Genomic DNA, 19,169 nt, shown 5'->3' with positions numbered 1-19,169 from the left:
TGTGCTGTTAACAGGGGACCCCTGCTCTACACGAGACGTTAAAAGGGGGCCCTTCCTTACACCGCGAGTGGGCGGGAGGCGGCGTGCACGGGCGCAGGAAGCGCGCCCACCCCGCCGAGGTAGGTGTGGATCGCCGCAGCGGCGGCCCGGCCCTCGGCGATCGCCCACACGATCAGCGAGGCCCCCCGGTGCATGTCACCGGCGACGAAGACGCCGTCGGACCCGGTCTGCCAGTCGGCCCGCGAGTCGATCGCGCCCCGGGCGTTGCGGGCGAGCCCGAACTGCGCCAGCAGCGGCTGTTCCTCGGTGCCCTCGAAGCCGATCGCCAGCAGCACCAGGTCGGCGGGCAATTCCCGCTCGGTGCCCGGCACGACGGTGAGGATCCGCCGACCGTCGCGCTTCTCGACTGTCACCTCGGCGATGCGTACCGCCCGGACCGCGCCGGTGCCGTCGTCGACGAACTCCTGCACCGCCACCGCGAAGACCCGCTCGCCGCCCTCCTCGTGGGCGGCGTACTCGCGCAGGATCCACGGCCAGGTCGGCCACGGATCGCGCGCCTCGTCGCGGGCCCGAGGTGGCTGCGGGTACAGGTCGAGCTGGTGTACGCCGGCCGCGCCTTGGCGGTGGGCCACTCCGAGGCAGTCCGCCGCGGTGTCGCCGCCGCCGATGATGACGACGTGCTTGTCGGCCGCGTCGATCGGCGTACCGTCGGCCAGGACGGCCAGGGCGGGCCGCCCCTCACCGGCCGCGGCCACCACCCGGTTCGCCGCCACCAGATGCGCCATCGCCTGGTGTACGCCCCGCAGCTGCCGGCCCGGGGTGTCGGTCTCGCGGCCCTGCAACGCCCCGCAGGCCAGCAACACCGCGTCGTGCTGCTCACGCAACTGCTCGGCGGTGATGTCGACGCCGACGTTCACCCCGGTACGGAACTGCACCCCTTCGGCGGTGAGCTGGGCCAGCCGGGTGTCGATGTGCCGCTTCTCCAGCTTGAAGTCGGGGATGCCGTACCGCAGCAGGCCACCGATCGCGTCGTCGCGCTCGTACACGGTGACGGCGTGCCCGGCGCGGGCCAGTTGCTGCGCGGCGGCGAGCCCGGCCGGGCCGGAACCGACCACGGCGACGGACCGCCCGGTCGGCGGCGGCACCGGACGCGGGGTCAGCCCCCGGGCCACCGCGGCGTCGGCGATCTCCACCTCGACCTGCTTGATGGTCACCGGGTCACCCCCGGCGATGCCGAGCACGCACGCCGCCTCGCAGGGCGCCGGGCAGAGCCGACCGGTGAACTCGGGGAAGTTGTTTGTGGCGTGCAACGACTCCACCGCCGCGTCCCAGTTGCCGGTGCGGACCAGGTCGTTCCAGTCCGGGATCCGGTTCGCCAGCGGGCAACCGGCGGTGTCGCTGTGGCAGAAGGGGATGCCGCAGTCCATGCACCGGGCCGCCTGCTCGCGGATCAGCTCCTCACCGGCCGGCGGATAGACCTCCCGCCAGTCGCTGATGCGCACCGGCACCGGCCGGCGCGCCGGCACCCGGCGGGGGTAGCGCAGGAAACCGTTCGGGTCAGGCACGAGCCACCTCCTGGGCGGCCACCCGGTTCACGGGGGCCAGCGACACCTCACCGGGTGCCGGCTGCGGTTGCGGCGCGGCTGGCGGCGCCAGGGCGCTCATCACCGCGTCGTCGACGTCCTGGCCGGCAGCTTCGGCGGCCTGCATGATCTCCATGACCCGGCGGTAGTCCCGGGGTACCACTGCGGTGAACTCTTCCACCGCCTCCGGCCAGCGCTTGAGCAGCTGTTCGGCGACCGCCGAGTCGGTCTCGGCGAAGTGCCGCTGCACCAGTTCGTGCAGTCGGGCCCGCTCCGCCTCGCTGGGCGTGGACAGGTCGACCAGTTCGGTGTTGACCCGCCGCCGGTCGAGGTTCCAGACGAAGGCGGTACCGCCGGACATGCCGGCGGCGAAGTTGCGCCCGGTCGCGCCGAGCACCACCACCGTGCCGCCGGTCATGTACTCGCAGCCGTGGTCGCCGACGCCCTCGACGACGGCTGCCGCACCGGAGTTGCGGACCGCGAACCGCTCCCCCACCCGACCGCGCAGGAAGACCTCGCCGCCGGTGGCGCCGTACAGGATGGTGTTGCCGGCGATGATCTGGTCCTCGGCACGGCCACCCGGTGCGGCGTCGGGGGCGACGAACGGCGACGTCGGTGCCGGCCGGACGATCAGCCGCCCACCGGAGAGTCCCTTGCCGACGTAGTCGTTGGCGTCGCCGTACAACCGCAGGGTGACCCCGCGGGGCAGGAACGCCCCGAAGGACTGCCCGGCCGTGCCACGCAGGGTGAACTCGATGGTGTCGGTGGGCAGCCCGGCACCGCCGTAGCGGCGGGTGACCTCGCCACCGAGCATCGCGCCGACGCTGCGGTGCTCGTTGCGGATCGTCACCTCGGCCCGCACCGGGACGGGCTCGCCGTCGCCGTGCAGGGCCGGCTCCGCCAGCGCGATGAGCTGGTTGTCCAGCGCCAGCTCCAGGCCATGATCCTGAGCGCGTACGCCCCGACGGACCGCCCCCTCGGGCAGCTGCGGCAGGTGCAGCACCCGGTGCAGGTCGAGCCCGCCGGCCTTCCAGTGCTCGATCGCCGGCGCCACGTCGAGCAGCTCGGTGCGGCCGATCGCCTCGTCGATGCTGCGCAGACCCAGCTCGGCCAGGTAGCCGCGGATCTCCTCGGCGAGGAACAGGAAGAAGTTCTCCACGAACTCCGGCTTGCCGGTGAAACGCTCCCGCAGCACCGGATTCTGGGTGGCGATGCCGACCGGACAGGTGTCCAGGTGACAGACCCGCATCATGATGCAGCCGGAGACGATCAGCGGGGCGGTGGCGAAGCCGAACTCCTCGGCACCCAGCAGCGCCGCGACGATCACGTCCCGACCGGTCTTGAGCTGGCCGTCGACCTGCACGGTGACCCGGTCGCGCAGCTTGTTGAGCAGCAGCGTCTGCTGCGCCTCGGCCAGGCCCAGCTCCCACGGGGTGCCGGCGTGCTTGAGCGAGTTCAGCGGGGACGCGCCGGTACCGCCGTCGTGGCCGGAGATCAGGATGACGTCGGCCTTGAGCTTGGCCACCCCGGCGGCGACCGTGCCGACGCCGACCTCGCTGACCAGCTTGACGTGCACCCGGGCGGCCGGGTTGACGCACTTGAGGTCGTGCACCAGCTGGGCGAGGTCCTCGATGGAGTAGATGTCGTGGTGCGGCGGCGGCGAGATCAGGCCGACGCCGGGGGTGGCGTGCCGGGTCCGGGCGATCCACGGCCACACCTTGTTGCCGGGCAACTGCCCACCCTCGCCGGGCTTCGCGCCCTGCGCCATCTTGATCTGAAGGTCGTCGGCGTTTACCAGGTATTCGCTCGTCACCCCGAACCGGCCACTGGCGATCTGCTTGACCGACGAGCGGCGCAGCGGGTCGTGCAGCCGGTCGACGTCCTCGCCGCCCTCACCGGTGTTGGACTTGCCGCCGAGGCGGTTCATCGCGATCGCCAGGGTCTCGTGCGACTCCGCCGAGATCGACCCGTACGACATGGCGCCGGTGGCGAACCGCTTGACGATCTCGCTGGCCGGCTCGACCTCCTCGATCGGCACCGGCGGCAGTTCGCCGGTACGCAGCCGGAACAGCCCACGCAGCGACCCGGCCTTCGCGGCCAACTCGTCGACCTTCGCGGTGTAGCTGCGGAACACGTCGTACTGGCGGCTGCGGGTGGCGTGCTGGAGCAGGAACACCGTCTCCGGGTTGAACAGGTGCAGCTCGCCCTCGCGACGCCACTGGTACTCCCCGCCCACCGGCAGTCGCTCGCTGGCGGTGAGGCCGGGCGCCGGCCAGGCCAGCGCGTGCCGGGCCGCCACCTCGGCGTGGATGCCGTCCAGACCGACGCCGCTGATCGTGCTCGGGGTGCCCCGGAAGTAGCGCTCGATCAGGCGGGTGTCCAGCCCGACCGCCTCGAAGACCTGCGCACCGCAGTACGACGACACCGTCGAGATGCCCATCTTCGACATGATCTTCAGGACGCCCTTGCCGAGCGCCTTGACGTAGTTGCGGATCGCGGCCCGCGGCTCGACCCCGGCCAACGCGCCCGTGGAGATCATGTCCTCCACCGACTCGAAGGCCAGGTACGGGTTGACCGCCGCCGCGCCGTAGCCGATCAGCACCGCCGCGTGGTGCACCTCGCGGCAGTCGCCGGACTCCACGATCAGCGCGACCTGGGTGCGGGTCTGCTCCCGGACCAGGTGCTGGTGCACCGCCGCGGTGAGCAGCAGCGACGGGATCGGGGCCAGGTCCGCGTTGGAGTCCCGGTCGGAGAGCACCAGGATGCGTACGCCGTCCTCGATCGCCTCGGAGACGTGCCGGCAGATCTCGGTCAGCCGGGCCTTGATCCCGGCCCCGCCGTCGCGGATGCGGTAGAGCCCGGAGACCCGTACCGCTTTGAAGCCGGGCAGGTCGCCGTCCTCGTCGATGCTGAGGATCTTGGCCAGCTCGTCGTTGTCGATCACCGGGTAGGGCAGCACGATCTGCCGGCAGCTCGCCGGACCCGGGTCGAGCAGGTTGCCTTCCGGGCCGATGGTCATGGCCAGGCTGGTCACCAACTCTTCCCGGATGGCGTCCAGCGGCGGGTTGGTGACCTGGGCGAAGAGCTGGTGGAAGTAGTCGTAGAGCAACCGGGGCCGGGTGGACAGCGGGGCGATCGGGGTGTCGGTGCCCATCGAGCCGATCGGCTCCGCGCCGGTACGGGCCATCGGAGCGAGCAGGATCTTCAGCTCCTCCTCGGTGTAACCGAAGGTCAGCTGACGGCGGCGTACCGAATCATGGGTGTAGACCTGGTGCTCGCGGGCCGGCAGGTCGTCCATCTCGATCAGCCCGGCGTGCAGCCAGTCGGCGTACGGCTGGGCGGCGGCCAACTCGGTCTTGATCTCGTCGTCGTGCACGATCCGACCGGCGGTGGTGTCGACAAGGAACATCTTGCCGGGCTGGAGGCGACCCTTGGCGACCACGGTGGCCGGGTCGAGGTCGAGTACGCCCGCCTCGCTGCCCAGCACGACGAGGCCGTCGGCGGTCTGCCACCAGCGGCCCGGCCGCAGACCGTTGCGGTCGAGCACCGCGCCGACGATCTCGCCGTCGGTGAAGGCGACCGAGGCCGGCCCGTCCCAGGGCTCCATCAGGCTGGCGTGGAACCGGTAGAAGGCGCGCTTGTCGGCGGCCATGTCCGGGTCGTTCTCCCACGCCTCCGGGATCATCATCAGCACCGCGTGCGGCAGGCTCCGCCCGGCCAGGTGCAGCAGCTCCAGGACCTCGTCGAAGTTGGCCGAGTCGGAGGCGGCGGGGGTGCAGATCGGGAAGACCCGACGGATGTTGCCGGACAGTTCCGGGGTGCGCAGCAGCGCCTCGCGGGCCTGCATCCAGTTCCGGTTGCCCCGGATCGTGTTGATCTCACCATTGTGGGCGATGAACCGGTACGGGTGAGCCAGCGGCCAGGACGGGAACGTGTTCGTGGAGAAGCGCGAGTGCACCAGGGCGATGGCGCTGTCCACCCGCTCGTCGGTCAGGTCCGGGTAGAAGGCGGGCAGCTGGTCCGGGGTGAGCATGCCCTTGTAGACCATGGTCCGCCCGGACAGCGACGGGAAGTACGCCGGCACGCCACGCTCGGCGGACTCCCGCTCGGCCTGCTTGCGTACGCAGAAGGCGACCCGTTCCAGCTCAAGACCGCGCAGCGGGGAACCGGCCGGGCCGGCCGGGGTGTCGGTGAGCCGGCGGGCGGCGAGGAACAGCTGCCGCACCCGGGGCATCGCCGCCAGCGCCGTGGCGCCGAGGTCGGACGGATCGACCGGCACGTCCCGCCAGCCGAGCAGCTCCGCCCCCTCGACCAGGGCGTACTTCTCGACGACCTGGCGGGCGCGGGCCTCGCCGGCATCGTCGTCGGGCAGGAAGACCAGGCCGGTGGCGTACTCGCCGGCCGCAGGCAGCGGGAAGTCCACCACCGCGCGCAGGAACGCGTCCGGCACCTGGATCATGATGCCGGCGCCGTCACCGGTGTTCGGTTCCGCACCGCGGGCACCCCGGTGGTCCAGCCGGCACAGGGCGCCGAGACCGTTGGCGACCACCGTATGGGAGCGTCGACCGTGCAGGTCGGCCACGAAGGCAACACCGCAGGCGTCGTGCTCGTGGGCGGCGTCGTAGAGGCCGGCGGGGGACGTCACCTGGGGGTGTTGCGGTGCCGGCTGGGGGCGGTGTGGGTACGCAAAGGCCACCGGGCCTCCTGTCGTCACTCAGGGTGGATCATGGTCGGGACGACGTCGGCCCTCTACACGGACTTCTGAGTCTACGTTAGGGCTGGGTACGCAGGGCCAGTGCAGATTGATCACACCGTCCAGACTCTGGGACAGGTAGTCTCGCCGGGTGGATGCAGACCACGCTGACCTGCTGGGCCGATTGGAACAATTTTATGACGCTGTGCCGCGAGACGCCGCCCGCGCGGAGGATCACGGTAGTTGCGTCCTGTTCGTCCGCGAAGGCAGTGGATGGCCGTTCTACGCCCGCCCTCGTCGCGGCGCGGACCGGTCACCGTCGCTGGCCGATCTGACCGCGGTTCGCGCCCGACAACGGGAACTGGGCCTGCCCGAAACCCTGGAATGGGTGCACGAGATCAACCCCGACCTGCTCACGGTGGCCCGCTCGGCCGGCCTCGCCGTGCTGGAGGCCCCACTGCTGGTGCTCGACCCGGCCGCCCTGGCCGACCCGGCCACCTTCACCGACGTACCGGTGCGACTCCTGACCGCCTCGGCACCACCCGCCGCCGCCGACGTGGCCGCCCGCCGGGCCGTCGCGGCGATCGGCTTCGCTGCCCCCGGCACGAGCCGCGGCGAGGCGGGACCGGCCCAGCGCGACGCCGCCCTGCAGGGCCTGGAAGTCGCCGCCCTGGACGAGGAACTGACCCGCATCGCCGACGGCAGCCGACTCGCCGCCCTCGCCGAGACGCCGGCGGACGGGGTTCTCGCCAGCGGTATGGCCATGCGGGTCGACGACGTCGCCGAGATCGCCGGAGTGGCCACCCTGCCCAGCGCCCGCCGCCGCGGACTGGCCGCCGCCGTGACCGCCGCCCTGGCAGACGCCCTGCTCACCGAGGGCGTCGAGGTAGTTTTCCTCTCCGCCGGCAGCGACGAGATAGCCCGCGTCTACCTCCGCGCCGGATTCCGCCGCATCGGCACCGCCTGCATAGCCGAACCCCCCACCATCCCCCCACCCTGACCCACCCACCCCACCCCATCGCACCCCCACCCCGCCGCGCCACCCCTCCCGCACCACCCCTCCCGCACCACCCCTCCCGCACTCCGCGATCATGGACTTTCGGTCGCCACCTGGTCCGGTTATGTCACCTTTGCGCCGACCAGAACTGCATGATCGACGCCGCGAGCGAGGCGAGGGTCCGGGTGAGCGGGCGCGTTCCGCCGCCAGCCCCACCACGCTCCCGCGATCATGGACTTTCGGTCGCCGCCTGGTCCGGTTTTGTCACCCTTCGTCGCGACCAGAACTGCATGATCGACGCAGCACGAGCGGTCAGGGTGCGGGCGGGCGGACGCAGTCCGCCGCGAGCCCGCGGTACGCCGCGATCATGGACTTGCGGTCGCCCCTTCATCCCGTTTTGTCACCTTTGCACCGACGAGAACTGCATGATCGACGCCGAGGGAGGGGCGAGGGTGCGGGGCGGGCGGGGCGGGTGGGAGGGTGGGGCGGGTTAGGGGGGTGGGAGGCGCCACTGGGCGGCTACGGTGGCGGCGGTGCCGAGGATGCGCGGGGTGATGGTGTTGAGGGCGACGTCGCGGGCGCGCAGGGCCAGTCGGCCTCGGGTCTGGAGCACGGCGGACATCCGACGGGTCTGACGGACCACGGCGGCCGCGCGGGGGCGACGCGCCCGGTCGTACGCGAGCACCGCGTCGGGCAGCGTCGACTCACGTAGCAACACGGCGAGCGTGGCGGCGTCCTCGAAGGCGAGGCACGCCCCCTGGCCGAGGTGCGGCGGCATGGCGTGGGCGGCGTCACCGAGCAGCACCACCCCGCCCGGTCCGAGCGGGAAGCCGTACGCCTTCGGCAACGGGCGCAGCTCACGGATCTCCTGCTGCACCAGGTCGTCGGGCTCGGTGGCGGCCAGCAACTCCTCGACAGGCCCGGGCCAGCCGGCGTACCAGCGACGCAGCAGCGCCAACTGGGTCTGCGGCGGCTCGGGCCGGGCAGCGCCTGCGGCGGTGGCCATCCAGTAGATGCCGCCTCGGCTGGAAGCGCCGGAGGAGCCCCGCTCGCCGAGTGAGGCGGCCACGAAGCGGTAGCCCGCGCCGAGGATCTCGCCGCTGACCGACTCGGACAGGTTGGGTGCCCGGTACCAGGGGATCACCGCCCGCCAGGCGGCGCATCCGGAGCTGACCACGTTGGCCCCGGGGGCGAGCTGACGACGGATCACGCTGTCGACGCCGTCCGCCGCCACCACCAGGTCGGCCTCGTACAGGTGCCGGCCGTCGCCGACGGCGGGGCGGGCCCCCGGTGTCGCTCGCACCGTTCGTACGGTCACCCCGGTACGCAGCTCGACCCGGTCACCCAGCCCTGCGATCAAGGCGTCGTGCAGGTCCTCGCGGTGCACCACGACGGGAAGCCGCTCGACCGGGACCGGGCGCGGCTGGACCAGCCAGTGACCGTCGGGACGGCGTACCCCACCATCGGGCAGCGCCGTGGCGACCGCGTCCAGGCCGGCACCGAGATCCAGGGCACGGAGGGCGCGGACCCCGTTCGGCCAGAGCACGACGGCTGTCGGTTCCGGGCGGATCCGGTCGGCCTGCTCCAGGAGGGTGACCTGCCAGCCGGATCGGGCCAGCGCACCCGAGACCGCGAGGCCACCCAACCCGCCGCCGACCACCACCGCGGTCCGCATACCGCCCCCTCGTTCAGCTGTCGCGCTCGGCGGGCCGAGCCGAGGCGGCCGCACCGCCGTCGGTGGCCGCGTCGCCTGGCCGTTCCTCGGCCGTTGCCGCATCGTCGGACCGGCCTGCGGCGGTCACCGACTCACCCGTCACGGCGTCGCCGCTCGCGGTGGTGCCCGTCCCGGAAGCGCCGGTCGCGGTGGTGCCCGTTCCGGCGACGCCGGTGGTGGTGCCCGTTACGGAAGCACCGGTGGTGCCCGTTGCGGGATCGTCGGTGCCGGTGTGCTCGGGTGGCGCCTCGCCGGTCTCCTGCCAGTGGCGGAACTGCTCCTCGCTGACCACCCGGTAGCCGTCCGGCGCGGCCGGCTGCTCGCCCGCCTGCCGGGCGGAGAGGTCCACCTGGGAGACGTCGGAGGCCGCCGTCGAGGTGGCGGCGGAAGCACCGATCGGGATCAGGTACTGGCGCGGGCCGCGGACCAGCAGGAAGTACGCCAGCGCGCCGAGGAAGACCAGCGCGGCGGTCCAGACGTTGAGGCGTACGCCGAGGATGGTGTTCGCCTCGTCGGTACGCATCATCTCGATCCAGAAGCGGCCGGCGGTGTAGCCCATGACGTACAGCGCGAACGCCCGGCCTCGGCCGAGCCGCAGCTTGCGGTCGAGGAAGAAGACAAGCGCCGCGACGCCGACGTTCCACAGCGCCTCGTAGGCGAAGGTCGGGTGGTAGAGCCCTTCCTCAAGGATCGGCCGGCCCGCCTCGTCGCGCAGCGCCTGCCCGCCGTCCATCCGGTGGATCTCCAGGCCCCACGGCAGGTCGGTCCGACTGCCGTAGAGCTCGTTGTTGAACCAGTTGCCGAGCCGGCCGACCGCCTGCGCCAGGGGCAGGCCGGGTGCCAGCGCGTCGGCGACCACCGCGAAGGGGATGCCCAACTGCCGGGCGGCGAGCCAGGCGCCGACCGCGCCACCGGCGACCGCCCCCCAGATCCCGAGCCCACCCTCGTGGATGTAGAAGACCTTGATCGGGTCACCGCCGGTGCCGAAGTACGCCGCGGGTGAGGTGATCACATGGTAGATCCGGGCGCCGATGATGCCGGCCGGCACCGCCCACAGGGCGATGTCCAGCACCGCGCCGGGAGCGACCCCACGCTGGCGCAGTCGCCGGTCGGTGACCCAGCAGGCCACCACGATGCCGGCGATGATGCACAGCGCGTACGCCCGCAGGGGTATCGGCCCGAGGTGCCACACGGCGGTGCTCGGGCTGGGGATGGCGGCAAGGTACGTCGGCGAGGCGAGACTCACGCGCGCACCCTACCGCTGCCAACCCCTCCACCGTCACCCCGGCCCACCACCGCGACCACCCCTACACCCACCCCCACTCCCCGCGATCTTGCACTTCCCGCCCCTACAAACCCTGACATTCCAGGCATAAGGGCGACCAAAAGTGCATGATCGGCGGGAAAAGGGGGGCGGGGCTAGGGGGTGGTGGGGTGGCGGACGCCGGTGGACAGGGCGGTGGTGAGGGTGGTGAGGGCCGTGAGGGCGGTGGGTTCGTCGGGGGTGTCGAGGAGGCAGCGGATCAGGGCGCTGCCGACGATCACGCCGTCGGCGTAGCCGGCGACGGTGGCCGCCTGGGCGCCGGTGCCGACCCCGAGGCCGACGCCGACGGGCAGGTCGGTCACCTTGCGGACCCGGGACACCAGCACGGGCGCCGCCTCGGAGGTCTGCGTACGGGCCCCGGTAACCCCCATCAGCGCGGTGGCGTAGACGAAACCGCGGCAGTGTTCGACAGTCATCGCCAATCGCTCGTCCGTCGACGAGGGCGCGACCAGGAACGTACGGTCCAGCCCGTGGGCGTCCGAGGCGGCCAGCCACTCGCCAGCCTCCTCGGGAATCAGGTCGGGCGTGATCAGTCCGGTGCCACCGGCCGAGGCGAGATCCCGGGCGAACGCGTCCACGCCGTACTGCTCGATCGGGTTCCAGTAGGTCATCGTGACCACCGGCGCGCCGGTGGCCGTGACCTCCTCGATGATCCGCAACGCGTCCCGGGTGCGTACGCCCCCGGCCAGGGCGATGTCGCTGGCCCGCTGGATGACCGGGCCGTCCATCACCGGGTCGGAGTACGGGATCTCCAGCTCGATCACGTCGACCCCGGCCGCCACCATCGCCTTCATCGCCGTGATGCTGCCCTCGACGGTGGGGAACCCGGCCGGCATGCAGCCGATCAGCACCGCCCGGCCCTCCGCCCGCGCCTTGTCGAAGACCACCCCGATCCGGCTCTGCTCGCTCATGCCGACTCCCCGTCCAGGATGCCGAAGTACCCGCCGGCGGTGTGCACGTCCTTGTCGCCCCGGCCGGAAAGGTTGACCACGATGGTGGGCTGCCGGCCCAGCTCGGCGGCGAGCTTCCCGGCGATGGCCAGGGTGCCGGCGAGCGCGTGCGAACTCTCGATCGCCGGAATGATGCCCTCGGTACGGCAGAGCAGCTCGAACGCCGCCATCGCCTCGTCGTCGGTGATCGGCAGGTAGCTGGCTCGCCCGGTGTCGTGCAACCAGGCGTGCTCCGGGCCGACACCCGGATAGTCCAGGCCGGCGGAGATCGAGTGCGACTCGACGGTCTGCCCGTCGGCGTCCTGGAGCACGTAGGTGCGGGTGCCGTGCAGGACGCCCGCAGAGCCACCGGTGATGCTGGCCGCGTGCCGGCCGCTGGCCACCCCCTCGCCGCCGGCCTCGAAGCCGTACAGCCGCACCTGCGGGTCGTCGACGAAGGCGTGGAAGATGCCCAGCGCGTTGGAGCCGCCGCCGACACACGCGGTCACCGCGTCCGGCAGCGCGCCGGTCAGGTCGAGGCACTGCTGCCGGGCCTCGTCGCCGATGCCCCGGACGAAGTCGCGGACCAGCGCCGGGAACGGGTGCGGGCCGGCGGCGGTGCCGATCAGGTAGTGCGTGTCGTCGACGTTCGCGACCCAGTCGCGCATCGCCTCGTTCATCGCGTCCTTGAGCGTACGACTGCCGGTGGTCACCGGGACGACGGTGGCACCGAGCATCCGCATCCGGGCCACGTTCAGCGCCTGCCGCTCGGTGTCGACCTGACCCATGTACACCACGCAGTCGAGGTCGAACAGGGCGGCCGCGGTGGCGGTGGCGACGCCGTGCTGACCGGCGCCGGTCTCGGCGATCACCCGCTTCTTGCCCATCCGCCGGGTGAGCAACGCCTGGCCGAGCACGTTGCGGACCTTGTGCGCGCCGGTGTGGTTGAGGTCCTCGCGCTTGAGCAGGACCCGGGCACCGGCGCGGGCGGAGAAGCGGCGGGCCTCGTACAGCAGCGACGGGGTGCCCGCGTAGTCCCGCAGCAGCGCGGCGAACTCGGCGCGGAACGCCTCGTCGGCCATCGCCGTACGGTGTGCGACGTCCAGTTCCTCCAGGGCCGCGACCAGCGCCTCCGGCACGAACCGCCCGCCGAAACGACCGAAGTGACCGGCGGGGTCCGGGAACTGCGCCGCCGGACCGGCCGACTCCGCGGTGCTCCTGCCGTGACCTGCGCTCATCGGGGAACCTCTCCCTCGAAGGACAACCGGTACGACGTCAGCGCACCGGGCGGGGCGTGGCCGGGTGGTTTCCGGCGTTGACCAGTTCGGCCACCGCCTCGCGGGGACTCTTCTTGGTGACCAGGCCCTCGCCGACGAGGACCGCGTCGGCACCCGCGGAGGCGTACCGGATCAGGTCGTGCGGACCGCGTACGCCGGACTCGGCGATCTTGACGACGCTGCTCGGCAGCCCCGGTGCGATCCGCTCGAACACCGACCGGTCGACCTCCAAGGTACGCAGGTCGCGGGCGTTGACGCCGATCACCTGCGCACCGGCCTCCAGAGCCCGGTCGGCCTCCTCCTCGTCGTGCACCTCGACCAGCGCGGTCATGCCCAGCGACTCGATCCGCTCCAGCAGGCCGACAAGCACGTTCTGCTCCAGCGCGGCGACGATCAGCAGCACCAGGTCAGCGCCGTGCGCACGGGCCTCGTGCACCTGGTAGCTGGAGACCACGAAGTCCTTACGGAGCACCGGGACGTTCACCGCGGCGCGCACCGAGGCGAGGTCGTCCAGCGAGCCACCGAACCAGCGCCCCTCGGTGAGCACACTGATCGCCCGGGCCCCACCGGCGGCGTACTCGCCGGCCAGCTCGGCCGGGTCGGCGATCTCCGCCAACTGGCCCTTGGACGGCGATGAGCGCTTCACCTCGGCGATGACGGCGACGCCCGGCCGACGCAGGGCCGCGTACGCGTCCAACGGCGGTGGGGCGGCGGCGGCGAGTTCGCGGATCCGCTCCAGCGGAACCTGCTCCTGCCGCCGGGCCACGTCCTCGCGGACGCCGGCCAGGATCTCGTCGAGCACGCTTGTCGGGGCGGCCGACGAACCGGCTTCGTCCCCCTCCGCGTGCGCATGCTCAGCAGTCACCAACGGACTCCCCTCTCCGGGTGTCATGGGCCGATGCTAGGGGGCACTGCCAGGCACCGCCCGCCGGGGGTATGGCGCTCCTCACGAAATGGCTCGGGCATAATGGCCGACTTGCGCAAACGTACCGTGACTCTACGTCACCGCCCCATCGACAGACACCCATGCGCGAGCTTGGTCGGCGCGAACCCACGACCCACCACGACAGTCGTCGATGCTGTGAGCTAGCTCAAGGACGAACGACCCTTTGCCTGGTCAGGACCACTACCGCAGAGTTGACGTTGCAGTCATCACTACGAAACGTGAGCCGCGCAGCATCGTTCTCGGGCAAACTCAATGACGCGCTTGCCCCTCCACCACGACGATCTCTTCGGGGTTCTCATGAGTTCCTCCGCGCGGCAGCAGACCATCGGACTCACCACCATCTCCCGTACCGTCGCGTCGCTCGCCGTCGGTGTCGTCCACACGGTCGAGCGCGCCGTGGTCGGTCCGACCCGGATCCGGACCGCACAGGGCAACGCCTGGGAAGCCATCTGCGCCGACCGCGCCCGCGCCGACCAGCGCGCCGCCCTGAACCAACTGGTCGCCGAGCTGGCCGCCGCCCGCACCCGCGACCGCCAACCCGTCAGCTGACAAGCCCGGCCGCACCCCGCCGCTCAGCAGGTCGCCGAACTCACCAGCCTCCGGTCCGACGCAGAGCTCAGCGCACTGTGGGGTCTTCGCCCCGGTCGAGTGCTTCCCAGGCTTCCACGGTGCCGGCGCCCTGGATGGGGCCGGACGTGTCGGCGTCACGCCGCGATCGGCGTTCATACCGGGCGCTCATCGCCGGCCAACGGTTTCCGTGCAGCGCGGTCAACGCCCCGCCGGCCGCCGCCATCAGGCCACCGAGCAGGGTGAGCGCGGGCCACTGCGAACTGACCTGGTCGCCGAGGTCCGCCAGCAGCCCGTAGCCACCGCCGCCGGCCAGGGCGAGGCCGAACAGCGCCAGCAGCGCACCGAGCACCCGGCGCAGCCAACCTCCGGTGGCCAGCACCGCACCCCCGCCGGCCAGTCCCACCAGGGCGAGCGCCGGCAGCCAGGGCAGCAGTTGCGCGCCGGTACCCCCTTCGTCGAGGGCAGACGACGTGGTGGAGTCCAGCACCCAGGTGCGGGTCACCGCCCAGAGCGCCAGCCCCGCACCCGCCAGGCAGAGCAGCACGGCGTACGCCAACTCACGCCGGGCGGTCATCGGGCCGCTCTCAGGGTTTCGGCGGCGGCGATGGCTGCCAGCACCGCGGCGGCCTTGTTGCGGGTCTCCTGGTCCTCGGCGGCCGGGTCGGAGTCGGCCACCACCCCGGCACCGGCTTGGACGTAGGCGCGTCCGGCGCGCATCAGGGCGGTCCGGATCGCGATGGCCATGTCGAGGTCGCCGCCGAAGCCGAAGTAGCCGACCGTGCCGCCGTAGAGGCCACGGCGTACCGGTTCGAGTTCCTCGATGATCTCCATGGCGCGCACCTTGGGGGCACCGGAGAGGGTGCCCGCCGGGAACGTCGCGGCCAGCGCGTCGAAGGCCGTGCGGTCCTCGCGCAGGGTGCCGACCACGGTCGAGACGATGTGCATGACGTGGCTGTACCGCTCGATGGTGGCGAACTCCGGCACCTCGACGGTGCCGGGCCGGCAGACTCGACCCAGGTCGTTGCGGCCCAGGTCGACGAGCATGACGTGCTCGGCCCGTTCCTTCGGGTCGGCGAGCAGTTCGGCGGCGAGACGGGCGTCGGCCTCCGGGGTCGCGCCGCGCGGGCGGGTACCGGCGATCGGGTGCAGCAGGGCACGCCGCTCGCCGCTGTCCTCGATCGTCACCTTCAGGTGCGCCTCGGGCGACGACCCGACGATGTCGAAGTCGTCGAAGCGCAGCAGGTACATGTAGGGGCTGGGGTTTGTGGTGCGCAGCACCCGGTAGACGTCCAGCGGGTCGGCGGCGGTGTCCCGCTCGAAGCGTTGGGCCAGCACGATCTGGAAGCACTCGCCGGCCCGGATCGCCTCCTTGGCCGCCTCGACCGCCTTGGGGTAGCCGCCGTCGGGGGTACGGCTGCGCACCTCGCCGACGGGTGGGCGGTGCACCGTGGAGACCATCGGCGGGATGGGCCGCGACAGCGCGGTGGTCATCGCGTCCAGCCGGCCCACCGCGTGGTGGTACGCGGCGGCGACGAGCGCTTCGCGGCCCGGCTCGTCCTGCGGCGGCAGGATCGCGTTGGCGACCAGGATCGCCGAGCCGTCGAAGTGGTCGAGCACCACCAGGTCGGTGGCGAGCATCATGCCCAGCTCGGGTACGGCCAGGTCGTCCTCGGTGAGCGCGGGCAGCCGCTCGAACCGCCGGATCAGGTCGTAGCCGAGGTAGCCCACCATGCCCCCGGTCAACGGCGGCATCCCACCCTGCGGGTCGCCGGGCGGGCCGGCCAGCGCGGCCACCGTGGCTCGCAGCACCTCGACGGGGTCGCCGGTGGTCGGCAGGCCGGCCGGGGGCGTGCCGAGCCAGGCCGCCGCGCCGTCGCGTTCGACAAGGGTGGCACTGCTGCGTACGCCGACGAAGGAGTACCGGGCCCAGGCCAGCCCCGCCGAGCCGACACCCTGCTCGGCGGACTCGAGCAGGAAGGTGCCGGGGCCACCGGCGAGCTTGCGGTAGACCCCGACCGGAGTCTCCGCGTCGGCGAGCAGCCGGCGGGTCACCGGCACCACCCGCCAGCGGGCCGCCAGTTCGGTGAAGGTGGTCTCGTCCGGGCTCACCCGGCCGTCGGTCACGAGGTCACCTCGCCGGTGACCGGAAGCTCGGTGTGGAAGCAGGTGCGCTGCCCGGTGTGGCAGGCGGCACCCACCTGGTCGACGCTGACCAGCACGGCATCGCCGTCACAGTCCAGCGCGACGGAGCGGACGTACTGGTGGTGGCCCGAGGTGGCGCCCTTGACCCAGTACTCCCGGCGACTGCGCGACCAGTAGGTGGCCCGGCCGGTGGTCAGGGTGCGGTGCAGGGCCTCGTCGTCCATCCAGGCGACCATCAGCACCTCACCGCTGTCGTGCTGACGGACCACGGCGGCCACCAGGCCGTCGGGGGTCCGGCGCAGCCGGGCGGCGATCGCCGGATCGAGCCGGGACGGCCGGTCCGGGCCGCCGGGCGGGGGCGACTCTTCGCGGTGGGCGCCGGTCACCGGCGCGTCAGGTACGGGCACAGTTAGCCATTGTTCCGCACGCGGCGCGGGTACCCCAGCGGCCTCCCGACCGTCGGACGGCACCGCCCCGGTCGACTCGCGACCCGGCGGCGGCAGGGCGGCGGCCTCCTGGCCGGTGTGCTGGGGTGGGACCGCGGGGTGACCCAGCTGGGCCACGTAACGATCCAGCCGGCCGTCGAGCAGGGCGGCGGCGAGGTCCGCGCCGCCGACCTCCGCCACCTCGGCGGCGTACGGGCGGATCAACGGGAGGATGCCGGTCACCAGCCGGGCCGCGGCCGCCCACAGTTGGCGGGTCGAGCCGGGCCGCAACCCGAGACAGCGCAGCATGGCCTCGCGGTAGCCGGCGGGCGCCACCGGCAGGTCGAGCGCGGCGGCGAACGCCAACCGGCGGGACACCACCCGGACGGAGGGGTTGGCCAGTCGCAGCACCGAGGGGCAGAGCCGCGCCAGGTCGGCGGCGGCGAGCCGGACCCCGAGCCGGTCGTCGGCGTCCCGGGCCGCGGCCACCTTGCCGAGGCTGGCGATCAGTTCCTCCAGCCGTGGCTCGTCGGCCGGCTGGCAGAGCACCGGCAGATCGATGCGGGCCCGCCAGCGCGGATCCGCCCACAGCAGCCGGGCGGGGGCCGTCACGGGCAGGCCGAACGCCCAGTCGGCCGGTTCGCCCAGTCGGGTCACCCACGAGCGGATGTCCCGAGCCGCGACCGAGACATGGGTCAGCCGGCCGGAATGCTCCGCGATGTAGGCCCGGCGGGCCGCGTACGGCGCACCACCGCCGACCAGGACGTCGACGTCGACGTCGCTGTGGGCGGTAGCGGCCCGACGGGCGTGGCTGCCGCGGAGCAGAATGCCCACCACGGGTCGGTCGGCGCTCGCCCGCAGCCGTGCGGTCCAGTCGTCGAAGAATCGACTGTCCGATGACGGAGCGTGATCCACTGCGCCATCCTGCCGCAGGTCCGATCTAGGTGCAATGTCCGATGACGGACTCAGTGTCCGTTACATCATTAGTTGCCCGTGCTATCAGTCCCCACTCTTTCCGGGTCCAACTAATTCAACTAGCGTTGATTTCAACAGTTGATGAGTTCGTGCGGAGGTGGACGATGGTCGACGCGATCGCCGTCCGGGGCCTGGTCGTGGACCGGGGCGGACGGCGAGTTCTGGACGGCATCGACGCCGTCGTCCCCGGTGGCTCGGTCACCGGGCTGCTCGGGCCGAGCGGCAGCGGCAAGACCACCCTGATGCGGGCAATCGTCGGGGTGCAGGTGATCACGGCCGGCGCGGTGACCGTGCTGGGTCAGGCGGCCGGCTCGGCAGGTCTGCGGCACCGGGTCGGCTACCTGACCCAGGCGCCGAGCGTCTACGCCGACCTCACGGTCCGGGAGAACGCCCGCTACTTCGCCGCCCTGCACGGCCGGGGCGCGGCCGAGGCGGACCGGGCCGTGACCGACGTGGGTCTGGCCTCGGCGGCAGGACAACTGGTGGGCAACCTCTCCGGTGGGCAGCGCAGCCGGGCGTCACTGGCCTGCGTGCTGATCGGTGCTCCGGAGTTGATCGTGCTCGACGAACCGACAGTCGGTCAGGATCCGGTGCTGCGCGCCGACCTCTGGGCCCGCTTCCACGAACTGGCCGCGACCGGGACGACGCTGCTGGTGTCGAGTCACGTGATGGACGAGGCGGCCCGCTGCGACCGGCTGCTGCTGATCCGCGCCGGACGGCTGATCGCCGACGACACGCCGGACGCCGTCCGGTCCGCCGCCGGGGTGGACGACCTCGACGAGGCGTTCCTGCGGCTGATCAGGGCAGCCGAGACGACGCAGGCCGGGGAGGCGTGATGAACAGCCGGATCCTCGTCGCCACCGTCGGGCGCATCCTGCGTCAACTGCGCCACGACCGGCGTACGGTGGCCCTGCTCGTGGTGGTGCCCACCGTGCTGCTCACGCTCGTCTACTACATGTACGCCGACCAGCCCAGTGTGCCGGGAACGCCGTCCGCCTTCGACCGGATCGCACTTGTCATGCTCGGCTTCTTCCCGTTCATCATCATGTTCCTGGTGACAAGCATCGCCATGCTCCGCGAGCGGACCAGTGGCACGCTGGAACGCCTGCTCACCACCCCGCTGGCCAAGGCCGACCTGCTCTTCGGTTACGGCATCGCCTTCGGGCTGGCCGGCGCGGTACAGGCCACCATCGCCTCGGCCGTGGCGTACTGGGTCTTCGACCTGCACACCGCCGGCAGCAGCGCACTGGTGATCATGATCGCCGCGTTGAACGCGGTGCTGGCCGTCGCGCTCGGGCTGCTGTGCAGCGCCTTCGCCCGCACCGAATTCCAGGCCGTACAGTTCATGCCGGTCGTGGTCGCGCCGCAGCTGCTGCTCTGCGGGCTGTTCGTGCCGAGGGAACAGATGGCCGGCTGGTTGCAGGCGGTAAGCGACGCGCTGCCCCTGACGTACGCCGTCGAGGCCCTGCAGGAGGTGGGGGCGCACGCCGAGCCGACCGCGACGATGTGGCGCGACGTGGCCGTGGTCGCCGCCGTGGCGGTGCTGGCGCTGCTGCTCGCCGCGGCCACCCTGCGACGACGCAGCAGTTGACAC

Annotated in this window: 14 protein-coding genes and 1 pseudogene; 4 read left to right on the top strand and 11 right to left on the bottom strand. The window is 72.2% G+C overall.

Translation table 11 applies throughout. The annotated features are described in order from the left end of the window. Positions 1-56 precede the first annotated feature (56 nt). Together Vgi01_RS02200 and gltB are read right to left on the bottom strand one after the other, a co-directional pair. Positions 57-1,565, bottom strand: a complete 1,509-nt coding sequence (locus Vgi01_RS02200; RefSeq protein WP_204289985.1) for a glutamate synthase subunit beta — start codon at positions 1,563-1,565, stop codon at positions 57-59. Beyond that, positions 1,558-6,279: a glutamate synthase large subunit gene (gltB, locus tag Vgi01_RS02195; protein WP_204289984.1), complete on the bottom strand. Its 4,722-nt coding sequence runs from the start codon at positions 6,277-6,279 to the stop codon at positions 1,558-1,560. The genes Vgi01_RS02200 and gltB overlap by 8 nt, the downstream gene beginning before the upstream one ends. 148 nt (positions 6,280-6,427) lie before the next feature. On the opposite strand from gltB, the gene Vgi01_RS02190 reads away from it, so the two are divergent. Then, complete coding sequence (locus Vgi01_RS02190) at positions 6,428-7,276, top strand: GNAT family N-acetyltransferase (RefSeq protein ID WP_204289983.1); 849 nt, start codon at positions 6,428-6,430, stop codon at positions 7,274-7,276. 487 nt (positions 7,277-7,763) lie between these two features. Here the strand turns inward: Vgi01_RS02190 and Vgi01_RS02185 are convergent, their stop codons facing one another. From Vgi01_RS02185 to trpC, 5 genes are all read right to left on the bottom strand, one after another. Further along, positions 7,764-8,948: an FAD-dependent oxidoreductase gene (locus Vgi01_RS02185; RefSeq protein WP_204289982.1), complete on the bottom strand. Its 1,185-nt coding sequence runs from the start codon at positions 8,946-8,948 to the stop codon at positions 7,764-7,766. Positions 8,949-8,961: 13 nt separating this feature from the next. Beyond that, positions 8,962-10,233, bottom strand: a complete 1,272-nt coding sequence (gene lgt / locus Vgi01_RS02180) for a prolipoprotein diacylglyceryl transferase (RefSeq protein ID WP_204289981.1) — start codon at positions 10,231-10,233, stop codon at positions 8,962-8,964. Between the two features lie 173 nt (positions 10,234-10,406). Continuing rightward, on the bottom strand, positions 10,407-11,222 hold the full coding sequence (gene trpA, locus Vgi01_RS02175; protein WP_204289980.1) for a tryptophan synthase subunit alpha: 816 nt from the start codon (positions 11,220-11,222) through the stop codon (positions 10,407-10,409). Further along, complete coding sequence (gene trpB / locus Vgi01_RS02170) at positions 11,219-12,478, bottom strand: tryptophan synthase subunit beta (protein WP_204289979.1); 1,260 nt, start codon at positions 12,476-12,478, stop codon at positions 11,219-11,221. Before trpB ends, trpA begins: the two co-directional genes overlap by 4 nt. A gap of 37 nt (positions 12,479-12,515) precedes the next feature. Further along, positions 12,516-13,319 (bottom strand): indole-3-glycerol phosphate synthase TrpC, encoded by an 804-nt coding sequence (gene trpC, locus Vgi01_RS02165; protein ID WP_102659135.1) that lies wholly within the window; start codon positions 13,317-13,319, stop codon positions 12,516-12,518. 441 nt (positions 13,320-13,760) lie between these two features. Between trpC and Vgi01_RS02160 the strand changes: the two genes are divergently transcribed. Further along, positions 13,761-14,012: a hypothetical protein gene (locus Vgi01_RS02160; RefSeq protein WP_102659136.1), complete on the top strand. Its 252-nt coding sequence runs from the start codon at positions 13,761-13,763 to the stop codon at positions 14,010-14,012. A 67-nt stretch (positions 14,013-14,079) separates the two neighbouring features. Here Vgi01_RS02160 and Vgi01_RS02155 read toward each other — a convergent pair whose 3' ends face one another. The 4 genes and pseudogenes from Vgi01_RS02155 to Vgi01_RS30390 all read right to left on the bottom strand — a co-directional run. Beyond that, positions 14,080-14,607 carry a Trp biosynthesis-associated membrane protein gene (locus tag Vgi01_RS02155; protein WP_102659137.1) on the bottom strand — a complete coding sequence of 176 codons (528 nt, stop codon included), beginning with the start codon at positions 14,605-14,607 and terminating at the stop codon, positions 14,080-14,082. Continuing rightward, a complete protein-coding gene (locus tag Vgi01_RS02150) occupies positions 14,604-16,157 on the bottom strand; it encodes an anthranilate synthase component I (protein ID WP_102659138.1) in 1,554 nt (517 codons plus the stop codon). Before Vgi01_RS02150 ends, Vgi01_RS02155 begins: the two co-directional genes overlap by 4 nt. Beyond that, positions 16,154-16,582, bottom strand: a complete 429-nt coding sequence (gene hisI, locus Vgi01_RS30395; RefSeq protein ID WP_102659177.1) for a phosphoribosyl-AMP cyclohydrolase — start codon at positions 16,580-16,582, stop codon at positions 16,154-16,156. The genes Vgi01_RS02150 and hisI overlap by 4 nt, the downstream gene beginning before the upstream one ends. Before the next feature lie 249 nt (positions 16,583-16,831). Next, positions 16,832-17,149, bottom strand: a pseudogene (locus Vgi01_RS30390) (phosphoribosyl-AMP cyclohydrolase); the annotation flags it as partial. Between the two features lie 530 nt (positions 17,150-17,679). Here Vgi01_RS30390 and Vgi01_RS02140 point away from each other — a divergent pair. Both Vgi01_RS02140 and Vgi01_RS02135 read left to right on the top strand, forming a co-directional pair. Then, positions 17,680-18,411: an ABC transporter ATP-binding protein gene (locus Vgi01_RS02140; protein WP_204289978.1), complete on the top strand. Its 732-nt coding sequence runs from the start codon at positions 17,680-17,682 to the stop codon at positions 18,409-18,411. Continuing rightward, positions 18,411-19,166, top strand: coding sequence for an ABC transporter permease (locus Vgi01_RS02135; protein WP_204289977.1), 756 nt, complete (start codon positions 18,411-18,413; stop codon positions 19,164-19,166). The genes Vgi01_RS02140 and Vgi01_RS02135 overlap by 1 nt, the downstream gene beginning before the upstream one ends. Positions 19,167-19,169: the final 3 nt, after the last annotated feature.

The sequence above is a fragment of the Micromonospora gifhornensis genome, from assembly GCF_016863515.1.
In the GTDB taxonomy this organism is placed as follows: Bacteria; Actinomycetota; Actinomycetes; order Mycobacteriales; family Micromonosporaceae; genus Micromonospora; species Micromonospora gifhornensis.
Note: the sequence above shows the minus strand (reverse complement) of the source record. Positions and strands in the feature narration are given on the sequence as shown.

Bases quoted from the DNA above. Each gene is read 5' to 3' on its own strand.
- Vgi01_RS02135 (WP_204289977.1), top strand. From the start codon at position 18,411: ATGAACAGCCGGATCCTCGTCGCCACCGTCGGGCGCATCCTGCGTCAA.
- Vgi01_RS02160 (WP_102659136.1), top strand. From the start codon at position 13,761: ATGAGTTCCTCCGCGCGGCAGCAGACCATCGGACTCACCACCATCTCC.
- Vgi01_RS02155 (WP_102659137.1), bottom strand. From the start codon at position 14,607: ATGACCGCCCGGCGTGAGTTGGCGTACGCCGTGCTGCTCTGCCTGGCG.
- Vgi01_RS02185 (WP_204289982.1), bottom strand. From the start codon at position 8,948: ATGCGGACCGCGGTGGTGGTCGGCGGCGGGTTGGGTGGCCTCGCGGTC.
- Vgi01_RS02140 (WP_204289978.1), top strand. From the start codon at position 17,680: ATGGTCGACGCGATCGCCGTCCGGGGCCTGGTCGTGGACCGGGGCGGA.
- trpB (WP_204289979.1), bottom strand. From the start codon at position 12,478: ATGAGCGCAGGTCACGGCAGGAGCACCGCGGAGTCGGCCGGTCCGGCG.
- trpA (WP_204289980.1), bottom strand. From the start codon at position 11,222: ATGAGCGAGCAGAGCCGGATCGGGGTGGTCTTCGACAAGGCGCGGGCG.